The 15,753-nt window shown below is 43.6% G+C and carries 23 protein-coding genes; all 23 read left to right on the top strand.

The genetic code is table 11. The annotated features are described in order from the left end of the window. Positions 1–251 precede the first annotated feature (251 nt). The 23 genes from FEF09_RS07475 (at position 252) to secY (ending at position 15,615) form a co-directional block, all read left to right on the top strand. Complete coding sequence (locus FEF09_RS07475; protein WP_146304516.1) at positions 252–851, top strand: outer membrane beta-barrel protein; 600 nt, start codon at positions 252–254, stop codon at positions 849–851. Between the two features lie 2,605 nt (positions 852–3,456). Then, positions 3,457–3,762, top strand: coding sequence for a 30S ribosomal protein S10 (rpsJ, locus tag FEF09_RS07470; RefSeq protein WP_012789286.1), 306 nt, complete (start codon positions 3,457–3,459; stop codon positions 3,760–3,762). Between the two features lie 213 nt (positions 3,763–3,975). After that, a complete protein-coding gene (rplC, locus tag FEF09_RS07465; protein ID WP_012789287.1) occupies positions 3,976–4,593 on the top strand; it encodes a 50S ribosomal protein L3 in 618 nt (205 codons plus the stop codon). A 1-nt stretch (position 4,594) separates the two neighbouring features. Continuing rightward, a complete protein-coding gene (gene rplD, locus FEF09_RS07460; RefSeq protein ID WP_012789288.1) occupies positions 4,595–5,233 on the top strand; it encodes a 50S ribosomal protein L4 in 639 nt (212 codons plus the stop codon). Positions 5,234–5,289: 56 nt separating this feature from the next. Beyond that, positions 5,290–5,589 (top strand): 50S ribosomal protein L23, encoded by a 300-nt coding sequence (gene rplW, locus FEF09_RS07455; protein ID WP_089809394.1) that lies wholly within the window; start codon positions 5,290–5,292, stop codon positions 5,587–5,589. Between the two features lie 86 nt (positions 5,590–5,675). Beyond that, on the top strand, positions 5,676–6,509 hold the full coding sequence (rplB, locus tag FEF09_RS07450; RefSeq protein ID WP_012789290.1) for a 50S ribosomal protein L2: 834 nt from the start codon (positions 5,676–5,678) through the stop codon (positions 6,507–6,509). A gap of 83 nt (positions 6,510–6,592) precedes the next feature. Beyond that, complete coding sequence (rpsS, locus tag FEF09_RS07445) at positions 6,593–6,859, top strand: 30S ribosomal protein S19 (RefSeq protein WP_012789291.1); 267 nt, start codon at positions 6,593–6,595, stop codon at positions 6,857–6,859. 86 nt (positions 6,860–6,945) lie between these two features. Then, a complete protein-coding gene (gene rplV, locus FEF09_RS07440) occupies positions 6,946–7,305 on the top strand; it encodes a 50S ribosomal protein L22 (protein ID WP_012789292.1) in 360 nt (119 codons plus the stop codon). Between the two features lie 43 nt (positions 7,306–7,348). Then, positions 7,349–8,149 carry a 30S ribosomal protein S3 gene (gene rpsC, locus FEF09_RS07435; protein ID WP_012789293.1) on the top strand — a complete coding sequence of 267 codons (801 nt, stop codon included), beginning with the start codon at positions 7,349–7,351 and terminating at the stop codon, positions 8,147–8,149. A gap of 43 nt (positions 8,150–8,192) precedes the next feature. Beyond that, on the top strand, positions 8,193–8,612 hold the full coding sequence (rplP, locus tag FEF09_RS07430; protein ID WP_012789294.1) for a 50S ribosomal protein L16: 420 nt from the start codon (positions 8,193–8,195) through the stop codon (positions 8,610–8,612). Between the two features lie 69 nt (positions 8,613–8,681). After that, a complete protein-coding gene (gene rpmC / locus FEF09_RS07425; RefSeq protein WP_012789295.1) occupies positions 8,682–8,888 on the top strand; it encodes a 50S ribosomal protein L29 in 207 nt (68 codons plus the stop codon). Between the two features lie 62 nt (positions 8,889–8,950). Beyond that, complete coding sequence (gene rpsQ / locus FEF09_RS07420; protein ID WP_012789296.1) at positions 8,951–9,208, top strand: 30S ribosomal protein S17; 258 nt, start codon at positions 8,951–8,953, stop codon at positions 9,206–9,208. A 71-nt stretch (positions 9,209–9,279) separates the two neighbouring features. Beyond that, complete coding sequence (gene rplN, locus FEF09_RS07415) at positions 9,280–9,648, top strand: 50S ribosomal protein L14 (protein WP_012789297.1); 369 nt, start codon at positions 9,280–9,282, stop codon at positions 9,646–9,648. Between the two features lie 158 nt (positions 9,649–9,806). Continuing rightward, positions 9,807–10,145: a 50S ribosomal protein L24 gene (gene rplX / locus FEF09_RS07410; RefSeq protein WP_012789298.1), complete on the top strand. Its 339-nt coding sequence runs from the start codon at positions 9,807–9,809 to the stop codon at positions 10,143–10,145. Then, positions 10,145–10,720, top strand: a complete 576-nt coding sequence (gene rplE, locus FEF09_RS07405) for a 50S ribosomal protein L5 (RefSeq protein WP_146304515.1) — start codon at positions 10,145–10,147, stop codon at positions 10,718–10,720. The genes rplX and rplE overlap by 1 nt, the downstream gene beginning before the upstream one ends. A 71-nt stretch (positions 10,721–10,791) precedes the next feature. After that, the gene (gene rpsN / locus FEF09_RS07400) at positions 10,792–11,061 is read left to right on the top strand and encodes a 30S ribosomal protein S14 (protein WP_012789300.1); all 270 of its coding nucleotides are present in this window, start codon (positions 10,792–10,794) and stop codon (positions 11,059–11,061) included. Positions 11,062–11,190: 129 nt separating this feature from the next. Beyond that, positions 11,191–11,589 (top strand): 30S ribosomal protein S8, encoded by a 399-nt coding sequence (gene rpsH / locus FEF09_RS07395; protein ID WP_146304514.1) that lies wholly within the window; start codon positions 11,191–11,193, stop codon positions 11,587–11,589. Positions 11,590–11,740: 151 nt separating this feature from the next. Next, positions 11,741–12,295, top strand: a complete 555-nt coding sequence (rplF, locus tag FEF09_RS07390; protein ID WP_146304513.1) for a 50S ribosomal protein L6 — start codon at positions 11,741–11,743, stop codon at positions 12,293–12,295. A gap of 86 nt (positions 12,296–12,381) precedes the next feature. Further along, positions 12,382–12,735 carry a 50S ribosomal protein L18 gene (rplR, locus tag FEF09_RS07385; protein WP_146304512.1) on the top strand — a complete coding sequence of 118 codons (354 nt, stop codon included), beginning with the start codon at positions 12,382–12,384 and terminating at the stop codon, positions 12,733–12,735. A 36-nt stretch (positions 12,736–12,771) separates the two neighbouring features. After that, positions 12,772–13,290 carry a 30S ribosomal protein S5 gene (rpsE, locus tag FEF09_RS07380; protein ID WP_012789304.1) on the top strand — a complete coding sequence of 173 codons (519 nt, stop codon included), beginning with the start codon at positions 12,772–12,774 and terminating at the stop codon, positions 13,288–13,290. Positions 13,291–13,358: 68 nt separating this feature from the next. Next, positions 13,359–13,544 carry a 50S ribosomal protein L30 gene (gene rpmD / locus FEF09_RS07375; protein ID WP_012789305.1) on the top strand — a complete coding sequence of 62 codons (186 nt, stop codon included), beginning with the start codon at positions 13,359–13,361 and terminating at the stop codon, positions 13,542–13,544. Positions 13,545–13,650: 106 nt separating this feature from the next. Next, positions 13,651–14,097, top strand: coding sequence for a 50S ribosomal protein L15 (gene rplO / locus FEF09_RS07370; protein WP_012789306.1), 447 nt, complete (start codon positions 13,651–13,653; stop codon positions 14,095–14,097). Between the two features lie 174 nt (positions 14,098–14,271). Then, entirely contained in the window at positions 14,272–15,615 is a 1,344-nt protein-coding gene (secY, locus tag FEF09_RS07365) for a preprotein translocase subunit SecY (protein WP_012789307.1), read from the top strand. The last annotated feature ends 138 nt before the right edge of the window (positions 15,616–15,753 follow it).

The raw sequence follows: 15,753 nt of genomic DNA, 5'->3' as shown, positions 1-15,753 counted from the left end.
AGTTACAAATTTGTGTAGGAACATATACAGCATTCCTTGTTTGTGACCGTTATTTATGCATTTTATAGAGTTATTTTATTCATTGTCAATAAGTTTTGTCGATGTAGCAGCTGAATGGCACCAAATTTGGGTTGCGTGAGTTGTCCCCTTTTAACCCATTAGAAGTCATAGTGTAATGTTTCCAAAAGCTCCCTTGTAAAGGGCATTTATAATTTTTGATGGCAAGTATTTATTCAATTAAAATTCAGAACATGAAAAAAATTCGTCTCTTAACCCTTGCGCTGATTGCTTTATTCATCGGCAGTACTGCTTTTGCCCAGACCCAGAAAGGAAACCTGATGGTAGGATCTGACATTACTGATTTCGGTTTTAATTTCCAGAAGGAGAGTACTATTTTCCATGTCACTGTAAACCCTAAGCTGGCGTATTTCATCAAGGATGATCTTGCGCTGGGAGCATATGTTAATCTGGGCGTACAGACAACGGGAGGAAATGGTACGAACGTAGATTATGGAGTGGGGGCATTGGCGCGTTATTATTTCCAGGACAAGAACATCCGTAAGATGGAGTTTTCTAAACGTGTACGTTTCTTTGGTGAGGCAAACGCGGGTTTTGGCGGAAGTAATCCGGCGAGCGGTGCGTCTACCAATGGAGTGCAGTTGGGAGTTGGTCCGGGTTTATCTTATTTCATCACACCAAATGTGGCATTGGATGCGTTGGTAAAGTATGATGTGATTATTGGTGGCGGTAATTCTACTACTTCACATCAGTTGAACTTCGGACTGGGTTTCCAGATTTTCCTGCCTACTGCGAAAGCGCGTGCGATCATGCGTGAGGAGATGGGTAAATAGGAGGTGAATGCAGGGAGTTTATCAGGGCAGGCTCATTTTGAACACGCTGAATGAACTGCTTGATAATGAATAGGAATGAACAACTTTTTAATGGTGATCAGAATTTATCTTTATCCTGTTGGCAGGGAAGAATCTTCGCTGTAAACTGGGATTTGCCGAAAACCAATAATAGAGTAGGCGTGACACCCTTGTTAAACGAGTATTTATGACATCCTCCATCCTCTCTGCAGTCATTGGATTTCTGAGAACTGTATTAAGAAGTTTGTAATTCCACAAACATTTGAAATTGTTGAGCCCTGGCGAAAGCCGGGGCTTTTTTATGGGGGGTACTTTGTTCACTTGATGAAAGGCGGGAGTAGTGTTGTTCATTTTATAGCAGACTTCGATTTGAACAAAATGATCTAATTGATTGAAAGTGAACGAAAGTGAATATGGTGATTTTACAGGAGCAGGTTAATTTTACTTCAGGACCAGATGATCATCTCCTTTGGGATTACCGAAAACCAAGAAAAGAGTAGGTACTAACCACCAAAACGTAAAGTAATGGATCTGTTGAATCAATTACTGGCAACTATCATCGCGTTGCTGAATTCTCTTCTGGGAGGTCTGTAATTTTAAATTATTCCCCCAAGTTCCCGGGACTAGTTTACCTGCCACGAGGTTAAACTGATCCAAATTATTGAAGAGCCTCTCTGAGTCGGAGGCTCTTCGCTTTTTTATAACGATGATAGTGTGACCTTATCCGGTTTCATATGTTATAGTGCCACAGAGTTTGTATCCGGATGTTTGAGTGATATGATATCTGCAAGTAGTTACCCGAAGTTTTGAATATTTCTTCTCTTTCAAATAGTTATTAAAGTGTATATGATAAGATGCCGACAGCGATAAGCCTCCCTTTTTAGGCAGAACTGATATCTGCCATTACTTCAACGGTATCTGGTATAGGTAAGGTAATCTTCGTTCTTTTAACTGTTTCCGTCGAATTGGAATATCGGCGGGATAATATATACCTGAAGTATACAAATATGTCATCGCCATTCTCTTGCTGATATTGCGCTTATTACAACAGGATAAATAATGGGAAAGTATTTTTATAGGGCAGTTCTGTCCATCTGGGATATGTGCGGCCGCTTTCTGCCAACGCTTATAAACAATTCTGCAGTTTACTCAGGTATAACGGAGGGGAAGTATATCATTCAGTTGGTCCGACTTGAACAGCATGTTCATCTGGAGATATATGACTGAGCTTGCAGACAGATTTCCACACTTCTCTTTTATCTCAATCCCCATATTATTCACCTCAACATACAGGTATTGCCAGATTTTGTTTATTCCATCATTGATGGGTGATGAATGAGTCTGCCGGAGTTGTCATTGGCAATCGTTTAGTCTGGCAGGTATGGAATGAGCTGATTTCCGGCACTGACAGGGGGGATCAGGTGTAGTGGGCACGGTATATTTCGTTTGTTCATTTTTATGCAACTCAACCGTTCATTTTGAAATCTTCTGTTCATTTTTGTTCACTGCGTTTTTGCTTCCAAATGCGTTGATAATGAACGAAATGACAGTTTGCTAATTCCATGCATGCAGGTAAATTACATTCATGCTCCTGTATGGTGGGTAGCATTTGGGATTGCCGAAAACCAAGCAACAGAGTAGGCTTAACCTTATGAAAAACCTCAACAAACTATGGATTTATTGAACCAGTTATTGGCTTTAGTTCTGAACTTGCTGAATTCATTATTGGGGAATTTACCCATCTGAGTTTTGACAGGTTGAGAAATATTGCTTATTGCATTCCCAGACAGGACAGGCCACCGGTTCCCCGGAGGCCTGTTTCATTTTAGGATGGTTTGGGAGGAGGATTATGAGCGTAGACAGACTTTGCCACTATTGCCAGACTGAGGGAAATTAACAACTACTTCACCAATAGCCTGTTTTTTTATAACATGCATCTTATCCGCAACTACTTTTCCGGTTGGCATATGACGTACTACTATAAAGCCCATTCTTTCATTTTTCAGATAACTGAGAATGGAGTAGGGGCTATGCGCGTAAAAGGTACTATGGTTTTAGGACGGCGGGCAGGTCAGATAACATGTTTTTTGGGGCTTCAGGTAGTTTATGAGGGGCTGAATACAGCAAGTGAGCAGTAAACAGGAAGTAAGGCGTAGGGAAGCTGTAGGGCAATAGATTTAACTGGATGGATCGCTGATAAAGGATGTTGGTAACTCCTATGGGGGCTTATTGTCAGCCGCCGGAAAATGCCTTTATAATCCCTATAAGGTGATATTTCTCCTATAAATGACCCGGCTGTGCAACAAAAGCGCTGTCTTTTCGGTCTGTTAGGATGTGTAAATAGTGGCGTAAATCCTTTACTACGGCTGACCTGGCAGCGTGGACAACGTTTTTTTGGTATTTTATTGAAAAACAGTATTTTGCTGATCCTCACCACATCACTTCTTTTGTGCATAAGGCCGGTCTCCCCGGGCTTGGTGTGCGCGACCTAATTATTTTTCCACAAAATTATTTGTGAAGTAAAAAAAACGGGTTACCTTTGCCCTCCCAATTTGTAAGGGTAAAAACAAGAAGAAGTTCATTGCATATGTCTCAGAGAATTAGAATCAAGCTGAAGTCCTACGATCACAATCTGGTAGATAAATCTGCTGAGAAGATCGTTAAAACCGTGCGTAACACGGGTGCCGTGGTAACAGGTCCAATTCCTTTACCAACAGAAAAGAAAATTTTTACGGTGCTGCGTTCACCGCACGTTAATAAGAAGGCACGTGAGCAGTTCCAGTTGTGCACGCACAAACGTTTGCTGGATATCTACACTTCTTCTTCCAGAACAGTAGACGCGCTGAGCAAGCTCGATTTACCTTCCGGTGTTGAAGTAGAAATTAAAGCGTAGGACATCAGCCAGGTAGACGAAAGGTCTGCCTGATTTGATTTAATACTGGTTGTTGCCTGGTTTGGGTACTGAATCACCCGAACCGGATTGGAAAACAACACTTTAAGAAATATCGGTCACGCCTTCTGGGTGGCCACCCAATAAAGCATTTAAACCGCTCATCCTGGGGATAGCTAGATCCACCCCCAGGCGCTGGGCAAAATATATATAGTAATGAAAGGTATTATTGGTAAAAAGATCGGCATGACCAGCATCTTCGACCAAAATGGTAGACAGACTGCTGTTACTATTATCGAAGCCGGTCCTTGCGTTGTAACTCAGGTAAAGACAGTAGAAACTGATGGGTACAACGCTATTCAAGTTTCATTTGGTGAGAAGAAAGAAAAGAACACTCCCAAAGCTGAACTTAATCACTTCGCGAAAGCAAGCACCTCCCCTAAAAGATTTGTAAAAGAGTTCCGCAACCCGGATGTACAAAAAGCTCTTGGTGAGACCATTACCACCGAAATATTTGCAGAAGGCGAAACTATCGATGTAGTCGGTACCTCTAAAGGTAAAGGTTTCCAGGGTGTTGTTAAACGCCATGGATTCTCCGGTGTGGGTGAAGCTACACACGGTCAGCACGACAGAAGCAGAGCTCCTGGTTCTGTGGGTGGTTCCTCTTATCCTTCCCGCGTTTTCAAGGGTATGCGCATGGCAGGTCAGACTGGTAACGAACAAGTGAAAGTGAAAGGTCTGAAGATCGTGAAGATATTCGCTGAAAAGAATTATATCCTGGTAAGTGGTTCCGTTCCCGGCCACAATGGTTCAATCGTTTTAATCCAGAAGTAACATGCAAGTTGATATTTTAAATAAAGAAGGTAAGAAAACCGGCAGGACTATTGAGCTTCCTGAGGAGATTTTCGGTGTGGAGCCTAATAACCACGTTATTTACCTGGCAGTAAAACAGTATCTGGCCGCACAGCGTCAGGGTACTCACAAGGTTAAGACCAGAGCTGAAGTGAAGGGTGCTTCCCGCAAACTGCACAAACAGAAAGGTACTGGTGGTTCCCGTAAAGGTAACATCCGTAACCCACTGTATAAAGGTGGTGGTACCATCTTCGGTCCTAAGCCACATAAATATGACATCAAGCTGAACAGAAAAGTAAAAGATCTCGCAAAGATCTCTGCTCTGTCTACTAAAGCTAAAGAGAACAGCATCATCGTAGTTGAAGATCTGACACTGGATACACCAAAAACCAAAGCGTTTGCAGGTATCCTGAACAATCTGAAAGTAAATGTATCTGGCCGTAAGACTTTATTCGTACTGCCAGAGTATAACGATAATGTTTACCTGTCTCTGAGAAACATTCCTACTGTGGATAGCGTGATGTTGAGCGATATCAACACTTACGAAATCATGAACAGCAATGTTCTGGTGTTCACAGAGAGTGCAGCTAAGATCTTCACTGAAGAGCCAGTAGAAGCTTAATTGTCAATATTACCAAACACAAGCTTGCGGTTAGCCGCAACTCAAAGCTATAAAAGATGAGACTTTCAGACGTTTTAATCAAACCGGTGGTTAGTGAAAAAGTGAACAAAGCCACTGATAAATTCAACCGCTACTACTTCATCGTAGATAAGAAATCCAACAAACTGGAGATCAAAAAAGCAGTGGAAGAATTCTACGGTGTAACCGTAGCTGAAGTGAATACTGCCGTAATGCCAGGTAAGGCTAAACAGCGCTTTACTAAAGCAGGCTTCATCGCCGGTAAAAAGCCTTCTTACAAGAAAGCTGTTGTTACACTGGCTCAAGGAGAAACTATAGATCTGTATGCTAACATATAGTGCTCATTCCTGCTAAACACAGGATGATGGATGTATATGCAGATCACTTTTTAATAAACAGAACCTAGTTAAACGAACACTAGATCATGGCACTGAAGAAATACAAACCGATGACAGCCGGTACCCGTTGGAAAATAGGCAACGCGTTCGCTGAGCTGACCACGGATACCCCTGAAAAAAGCCTGCTGGAGCCTATCAAGAAGTCCGGCGGTAGAAACGTACAGGGTAGAAGATCTATGCGCTACATTGGTGGCGGTCACAAACAACACTACCGTATCATAGACTTCAAACGCGACAAGCACAATATTCCAGCTACAGTTAAGACTATCGAATACGATCCAAACCGTAGCGCATTCATCGCTCTGCTGAGTTATGCAGATGGTGAAAAACGTTACATCCTGGCTCCTCAGGGTCTGCAGGTTGGTGCAACCGTATTAAGCGGTTCCGATGCTGCTCCTGAAGTTGGTAACGCGCTGGTGCTGAAAAACATGCCTTTAGGTACTGTTGTTCACAACATCGAATTACAGCCTGGCAGAGGTGGTGCTATCGCGAGAAGCGCCGGTACTTATGCTCAGCTGTCCAACAAGGAAGAAAAGTATGCAGTACTGAAAATGCCTTCTGGTGAGCTGCGTAAAGTGTTGATCACTTGTGCTGCAACTGTAGGTACAGTTTCTAACTCGGATCACGCACTGCAGTCTATCGGTAAAGCAGGTGCTAACCGTTGGAGAGGTATCAAGCCTCGTAACCGAGGTGTTGCGATGAACCCAGTGGATCACCCGATGGGTGGTGGTGAAGGTAAATCTTCAGGTGGTCACCCAAGATCCAGAACAGGTAAATATGCGAAAGGTCTGAAAACCAGAAAATCGCATAAGAGCTCTGATAAACTGATCATCAGCAGGAAAAACGGTAAGAAATTATAATACTTAACGCCTTAGCAGTTCCGCTGACGCAGCAACGCAAAAGCGGAACTGTATAAAGCGATCTGGAATAAAAACAACAAGACATGGGTCGTTCCATAAAAAAAGGTCCTTACGTTGACCAGAAATTAGAGCAGAAAGTTGTGAAAATGAATGAAGGCACCAAGCGTACTGTTATCAAGACCTGGAGCCGTCGTTCTACAATCACGCCTGATTTTGTAGGCCACACATTTGCGGTACACAATGGTAACAAATTCATCCCTGTTTACGTGACTGAGTTCATGGTAGGTCACAAACTGGGTGAATTCGCGCCAACCCGCAACTTTAAAGGACACGCTAACAAGAAAATGTAGTAAATCGTTTGAAGTTTAAAGTTTAGGGTTTTGACTTACCTCTAAACCCCAAACTTCGAACCTCAAATATCAAATTATAATAGAAAATGGAAGCAGTAGCTAAGCTTAATAATAATCCGACATCTACCCGCAAAATGCGTTTGCTGGCGGACCTGATCCGTGGTCTGGATGTGGAAAAAGCTCTGAATATTTTGAAGTTCCATCCAAAGCATCCCAGCGTTCCGTTGGAAAAACTGCTGTTGTCTGCTATCGCTAACTGGAAAGTGAAGAACGAAGGCACAAGAGTAGAAGATGCTAATCTGCAGGTTAAAACCATCTTCGTTGATGGCGGCCGTATCCTGAAAAGAATGCGTCCGGCTCCACAGGGTAGAGGTTATCGCGTTCGTAAAAGAAGCAACCACGTAACACTTGTTGTTGATAGCCGTCCTGCAGTGGAAGCAAAATAAAAGAAACTAAAACTATTTATCTAATAGACAAATAAACCAGAACATGGGTCAGAAAACAAATCCTATTGGTAACAGGTTAGGTATCATCAGAGGATGGGACTCCAATTGGTATGGTGGCAAAAAAGATTATGCTACCAAACTGATCGAAGATAACAAGATCAGAACTTACCTGAATGCCCGTATCAATAAAGGTGGCATCTCCAGGATAGTGATTGAAAGAACTTTAGGTAAACTGATCATCACCATTCATACATCTAAACCTGGTATCATCATAGGTAAAGGTGGTGGAGAGGTAGACCGCATCAAGGAAGAACTGAAGAAACTGACATCTAAGGAAGACGTACAGATCAACATTCTGGAAATCCGTCGTCCTGAGATCGATGCAAATATCGTAGCTGAAACCATCGCTAAGCAGATCGAAAGCCGTATCAACTATAAACGTGCGATTAAAATGGCTATCGCTACTGCGCTGAGAATGGGTGCTGAAGGTATCAAGATAAAAGTAGGTGGTCGTCTGGGTGGTGCTGAGATTGCTCGTTCTGAAGAAATGAAACAGGGTCGTGTTCCATTGCATACTTACCGTATGGATATCGACTATGCTTCCCTGTTCGCTCTGACAGTATACGGTAAAATCGGTATCAAAGTATGGATCTGTAAAGGTGAAGTACTCGGTGAGCGTGACCTGAATCCTAACGCTATTTCTGCTAAAGATGGCGAAGGTGGTGGACGTACCGGTGGTGGTGACAGAAGAGGCGGTGACAACCGTGGCGGCGACAGAAGAGGCGGTGATAACCGTGGTGGTGACAGAAGAGGCGGTGATAACCGTGGTGGCGGTCGCAGATAAGCTTACTTAACAATTTAACATTAACAATTAACAACATACCAAGATGTTACAGCCAAAGAGAACGAAACACAGGAAGATGCATAAAGGCCGCATCAAAGGTAACGCTAAGCGTGGCGCGGCAATCTCCTTTGGTAGTTTCGGTCTGAAAGCATTAGAACCTAAGTGGATCACCGATAGGCAGATTGAAGCTGCCAGGGTTGCTCTGACCAGGCATATGAAACGTGAAGGTAACGTGTGGATCCGCATATTCCCGGATAAATCTATTACCGCCAAACCACTGGAAGTGAGGATGGGTAAAGGTAAAGGTGCTCCAGATCATTGGGCTGCTGTAGTAAAACCAGGCCGCATCTTATTTGAAGCGGATGGTGTTCCATTACAGGTAGCAAAAGAAGCAATGGAACTGGCTGCACAGAAACTGCCTATTAAAGTGAAATTTGTAGTGCGTCCCGATTACGTTGCATAATCCCCGCAACCCGCAGGAATGCAAACGCAAAGAGATAAACTATAAACGATAAACCAGAAATAAAATACAATGGCAAAAGATAAACTGGATCTTAAAGGCTTAAGCGACCAGGAGCTGAAAGAGAAACTCTCTGAAGAGCAATTACGCCTGAAGAAAATCACATTCAGTCACGCAATCACGCCAATTGAGAATCCAATGAGCATCCGCTCTCTCAGACGTCAGATCGCACAGCTGAAAACCGAGCAGCGTAAAAGAGAACTCGGCGCAAAAGCCTAAATAATAAAATTCATTAGCCCTGCCGGTAAAACGGGAGGGTTAAAGAGTAAATACTTTCAACAATGATCGAAAGAAAATTAAGAAAAACCAGAACTGGCGTGGTATCCAGCAATAAGATGGATAAAACAATCACCGTTAGCGTTGAGCGTAAGGTGAAGCACCCAATCTATGGTAAATTCGTTAAGAAAACTACCAAGTTCATGGCGCACGACGAGCAAAACGAGTGCAGCATCGGCGATACCGTAAGAATCATGGAAGTTCGTCCTCTGAGCAAAAACAAATGCTGGAGACTGGTAGAAGTTATCGAAAAGGTAAAATAATTATCTGTTTCAAGCTCCATCCGGCATTCCCGGTTGTAGCCGCTGATTAAACAACTTAACAATCTCATAAGATGATACAACAAGAATCAAGGCTGAATGTAGCTGATAACAGTGGTGCCAAAGAGGTGCTGTGTATTAGGGTATTAGGCAACTCCGGCCAGGATTACGCTAAAGTGGGTGACAAGATCGTAGTGACGGTGAAAGATGCAATCCCAGGCGGTGGCGTAAAGAAAGGTATGGTAACCAAAGCTGTTATCGTTAGAACTAAAAACAAGCTGCGCCGTAAAGACGGATCTTATATCCGTTTCGACGATAATGCCGTTGTATTGCTGAACAACTCTGACGAGCCACGCGGTACCCGTATTTTCGGTCCGGTTGCCCGTGAGCTGCGCGATAAGGGATACATGAAGATTATCTCTCTGGCTCCCGAGGTGCTGTAAATCAAAGCCTTATACAAGCGGAAAGCATAAAGCCCGAAGTAAAAAACTTTAGGCTTTGTGCTTTCAGCTTGAATGCATATCTTTGCAGCCCGTTTCAAAAACGAAAATTTTAATCAAGCGGAACCGGTGTTTCGCTTGGCGTTTTAAATAAACAAATAATGAAAACGAGATTCAAGCCTAAGTTCAACATTAAGAAAGGCGACACGGTAGTGGTGATTGCCGGTGATGACAAGGACAGGACCAAGCCACGCAAAGTGCTGGAAGTGATCCCTGACAAGGCACGCATTCTGGTTGAAGGTGTGAACATCATCACCAAACATACCAAACCAACTGCGCAGAACACCAAAGGTGGTATTGTTAAGCAGGAGGCACCTATCGCTATTTCCAATGTAATGTTGTGGGATGCTAAGGCTGGTAAACCTACCAAAGTTAACAGGCAGCGCGAAAATGGTAAATTAGTTCGTATCGCTAAAAAATCAGGGGAGGTAATTAAATAATGGCAAACACTACATATACACCCAGACTGCAGAAAAAATACCGCGAAGAAGTGGTAAGCACACTGCACAAGAAATTTAACTACAAGAGCGTAATGCAGGTACCACGTCTGACAAAGATCTGTCTGAACCAGGGTATCAATGGCGCTGTTGGAGATAAGAAACTGGTAGATATTGCTGTTGATGAGATGACCCGTATCTCCGGTCAGAAAGCGATCGCTACCTTATCTAAAAAAGATATCTCTAACTTCAAACTGAGAAAGCACATGCCGATTGGTGCCCGCGTAACTCTGCGTGGTAACAATATGTATGACTTCCTGGATCGTCTGATCGCAGTATCCCTGCCTCGTGTACGTGACTTCAAAGGTGTGAATGAAAAAGCTTTCGATGGCCGCGGTAACTATACCCTGGGTATCACTGAGCAGATCATTTTCCCTGAGATCGATATCGATAAAGTAACTAAGATCTCCGGTATGGATATCACTTTCGTTACTACGGCTCAGACCAACGAAGAAGCTTATGAGCTTCTGAAAGAACTGGGTATGCCGTTCAAGAATATCAAGAAGGATAATCAATAATCAGATAGCAAATTCCAAACCCTATCCGGGATTTGGAATTTGGAATTTATAACTGGAATCATCAATTCATCATGGCAAGAGAATCCGTAAAAGCTCGCGAAAGAAAGAGACAAGCACTGGTTGCTAAGTTCGCAGAAAAGCGTGCCGCTCTGAAAGCAGAAGGTAACTACGCTGAACTGGACCAGCTCCCAAGAAATGCATCTCCTGTTCGCCTGCACAACAGATGTCAGCTTTCCGGTCGTCCAAAAGGTTACATGCGTCACTTCGGTATGTGTCGTAACATGTTCCGCGATCTGGCACTGGCTGGTAAAATCCCTGGCGTAAGAAAAGCTAGCTGGTAAGCCGACACCAGCGATTGTTCCCACCTGCAGTGCAGGCCGGACAATCGGAAACAGGCAAAAGTTTTTTGATCTTCCTATCTATTACTGATTGGATATCGCATTGTAAATCGTTTTTAAATTTTAAAGACAATGGTTACTGATCCAATAGCAGACTTCCTGACCAGAATCCGGAACGCGCAAATGGCCACTCACAGGATTGTGGAAATTCCTGCCTCAAAACTGAAAAAACGTATCACTGAGATACTGTACGACAAAGGTTATATCCTGAAGTACAAATTCGAAGAAGATAACAAACAAGGTGTTATCAAGATAGCGCTGAAATATGATCCTCAGACTAAAGTACCTGCTATCACTGATATGCAGCGTATCAGCCGTCCTGGTTTACGCCAGTACGCTAAGCCTGGTGATTTTAAACGTGTTAAGAACGGTCTGGGTATCGCTATCGTTTCCACTTCTAAAGGTGTAATGACCGATAAAGAAGCTAAAGCACAAAATGTAGGCGGCGAGCTCGTTTGCTTCGTCTATTAATATATATGGTGCTGTACAGATCCTGACAGAGTATCTGCTCAGTTATCGGTAACAGGCCAAACCAAATGGGCCTTCTGACAATTAAGCTTTCTATACGGGGCTGAACACTGGAGGATCCGGCAATTCAACATAACAGTAAAAAACTGCAATTATGTCTCGTATAGGTAAAAGTCCTATCAAATTAGCGAGTGGTGTGACAGCTACTGTTTCTGCTGCTAATGAACTGACTGTAAAAGGTCCTAAAGGTGAACTGAAAAGGATCATCGACAGGGATATCACAATAGAGGTGAAAGATGGCGTTCTGACAGTAGTTCGTCCGACTGACCAGATCCGTCACCGTGCACTGCATGGTCTGTACCGTGCATTGATCAACAACATGGTGATCGGTGTAACTGAAGGTTTCAAAAAACAACTGGAACTTGTCGGTGTGGGTTATAAAGCCGCTAACCAGGGTCAACTGCTGGACCTGTCTTTAGGTTACTCTCACAATATCGTGATTGAAATCCCTAAAGAACTGAAAGTAGCTACTCTGACTGAAAAAGGTTCTAACCCTAAGATCATGCTGGAAGGTATTGATAACCAGCTGCTGGGTCAGGTAGCCGCTAAAATCCGTAGCCTGCGTAAACCAGAGCCTTACAAAGGTAAAGGTGTTCGCTATAGCGATGAAGTGGTTCGTAAGAAAGCAGGTAAGTCTGCAGGTAAATAATTTTAATTAGCTAATCAGCGCGTGCCGTTGATTAGCTAATTCAACAACATTCCGGCAGTATCGGAATGATTAAAATAAAATCAGAAATGAGCACAAAAGTTAATAGGAGACAGAAGATCCGCTACCGCATCCGTAAAAAGTCTGTAGGTAGTTCACAGAAGCCGAGATTATCTGTATTTCGCAGCAATAGCGACATTTACGTGCAATTGATAGATGACGCTAACGGCGTTACTCTGGCTGCTGCTTCTTCCCGTGATAAAGATATCCAGGCACAGAAAGGTACCAAATCCGAGAAATCCAAACTCGTAGGTGCTGCTCTTGCTACTAAAGCAAAAAATCTGGGTATTACTACCTGCATTTTTGATCGTGGTGGTTATCTGTATCATGGTCGCGTAAAAAGCGTGGCTGATGGCGCCAGAGAAGGTGGCCTTCAATTCTAAATCAAATTGATTAAATCGTAATTCGCAAATAACAAAATGGCAAAGAATACATTTAATAAAGTAAAGGCTGGTGACCTTGAGCTGAAAGAAAAGGTTGTGGCTATCAACCGTGTTACCAAAACAACTAAAGGCGGACGTACTTTCAGTTTTTCTGCCCTGGTAGTAGTAGGTAATGAGCACGGTGTAGTAGGACACGGTCTGGGTAAGGCTAAAGAAGTGCAGGAAGCTATCACTAAAGGTATCGACGATGCTAAGAAAAACCTTATCAAAGTCCCTGTAATGCATGGTACTATTCCTCACGATCAGTTAGCTAAAGAAGGTGCTGCTAAGGTGTTGATCAAGCCAGCTGCTCATGGTACTGGTGTGATCGCGGGAGGTTCTATGCGTGCCGTACTGGAAAGCGCAGGTATCACCGACGTTCTGGCAAAATCACTGGGTTCTGCTAACCCTCATAACGTGGTAAAAGCTACATTCAAAGCACTGGGTCTCCTGCGTGAGCCGGTTCAGATAGCTAAAACCAGAAGCGTATCACTGAAGAAAGTATTTAACGGATAATAACACTATCCAGTTAACGGGGTGGAAGATCCTTTCCCGGCAATTGTAAAGTGCTAATTCAAATAACAATGGCAAAGATCAAGATCACCCAGGTAAAAAGTGGTATAGACCGTCCTGAACGTCAGAAGCTGACCCTGAAGGCGCTGGGACTGAAAAAACTGAACGCCACTGTAGAAGTGGAAGCTACCCCCCAGATTCTGGGTATGGTGCGTAAGGTAAATCATCTGGTAAAAGTTGAAGGAGAGCAGGCTTAATAATTTTATTAGCCGGAAAATTATCCTACATTTATATCGGATACTTACGAAATAATATTACATTTAAAGCGAGCGGTTAATTTCCGCGTAAGTAAAACAATTAATAATGAATCTGCATACGTTACAACCTGCACAGGGTTCCGTACATAAAGAGAAGCGCCTTGGTCGTGGTGAAGCATCCGGTAAAGGTGGTACTTCCACAAAAGGTAATAAAGGTGGTCAGTCACGTGCTGGTTATCAGAGCAAAAGAGGTCACGAAGGTGGTCAGATGCCAATTCAGCGTCGTATGCCAAAACGTGGTTTCAAGAGCTTAAATCCAACTGAATATCAGGTGTTCAACATCGGTCAGATCGACCACCTGGTTGAAAAATATGGTCTCCAGGATTTCTCTCTGGAAAACCTGTACATTAACGGGTTGATCAACAGGACTGCGAAAGTGAAGATCCTGGGTCAGGGAGAACTGAAGGCTAAAGTAACCGCAAAAGTGAATGCGATCAGCGAAAAAGCCAAGCAGCTGATAGAAGCAGCGGGTGGAACGGTAGAGCTGGTATAAAGATTTCACGACTGAGGAGACGCCTACGCAGTAGTGCGTCTTTTCACATTTTATCAAGCCAGAGAAAACAACACAAATCCCGGCCGGAGTTACTGGATAGCAGCTAATGCCTGTTCGGAATTTGGTCCCGCCTCAAACGGGATGAAATTTTGAATATTAAACATTCATCTTCCTGTGAAGAAATTTATCGAAACGATTAAGAATATCTGGAGCATCGAGGATTTGCGTAGCCGCATTCTCACTACATTGCTTCTTGTCCTCATCTATCGTGTAGGATCCTATATCGCGTTACCCGGTATTGATGCCAACAGTTTGGGTATGGGAGAGTTTGCCAACAAGTCTGAAAAGGGTATCCTTGGACTATTCAACATGTTCGCAGGTGGTTCCTTCTCCAGGGCTTCCATTTTTGCTCTCGGCATTATGCCCTATATCTCTGCATCCATAGCCATACAACTGCTTACAATTGCCGTGCCTTATTTTCAGAAATTACAAAAAGAAGGTGAAAGCGGTAGAAAAAAGATTAATCAGTATACCCGTATACTGACAGTGATTGTGACTGGTCTGCAGGCAAGTGCATATGTTGCCTTCCTGAGACAGCAGTCTGCAGGTTCAATAATCCCGGAATACGGTGCAGCTTTCTTCTGGCTGACTACCACTGTCGTACTTACAGCAGGTACCCTGTTTGTAATGTGGCTGGGTGAGAAAATCACAGACAAAGGTATTGGTAACGGTACTTCTATCATAATCATGGTCGGCATCCTTGCCCGTCTCCCTCAGGCGATCATTCAGGAGTTCTCCTCCAGAAATGCGCAGAGCAATGGTGGTGCAATGCTGTTCCTGATAGAGCTGGCTGTATTCGTACTGATCACTATCGGTCTGATCCTGCTGGTACAAGGTACCCGTAAGATCCCGGTAAACTATGCAAAACGTATTGTTGGTAACAAACAATTCGGCGGTGTTCGTCAGTTCATTCCACTGAAAGTAAACGCTGCTGGTGTAATGCCGATCATCTTTGCACAGGCGATCATGTTTATTCCGGCTACAGCTATCGGTTTCGCTACTGACAGCAACTCTGGCTTCATTCGTATCTTCAGTGACCACACAAATGGCTGGTACAATCTGATTTATGCTGTACTGGTAATTGTGTTCACTTATTTCTATACTGCCCTGATATTCAATCCGACCCAGATGGCGGATGAAATGAAACGTAACAACGGTTTCGTACCTGGTGTTAAACCTGGTCAGGCTACCGCTGATTACATCGGCGCTGTAATGGATCGTATCACCCTTCCAGGTGCATTCTTCCTGGCAATGGTTGGTATCCTTCCAGGTGTTGCAGCCGCTGTGAATATCAACAGCAACTTTGCTACCTTCTTTGGTGGTACTTCCCTGCTGATCATGGTGGGCGTTATCCTGGATACGCTCCAGCAAATAGAAAGCCAGCTGCTGATGCGCCATTACGATGGTCTCATGAGCACCGGTCGGATTAAAGGCAGAACAGCTCCGGCTAACGTCTAATATCCGGGCTATCTGGCCTAAAAGCCACAGAAGCATAAGACCAACAGTGAGTTTACTCCGCTGCGGGTTTTATGCTTGCGTGGCTTCATCTTTTAAGTAAAGAGCTTTGAGAATTACTGGCAAGTGCAGGCCCCGTCT

The organism is Chitinophaga pinensis, assembly GCF_007896845.1.
In the GTDB taxonomy this organism is placed as follows: Bacteria; Bacteroidota; Bacteroidia; order Chitinophagales; family Chitinophagaceae; genus Chitinophaga; species Chitinophaga pinensis_C.
Note: the sequence above shows the minus strand (reverse complement) of the source record. Positions and strands in the feature narration are given on the sequence as shown.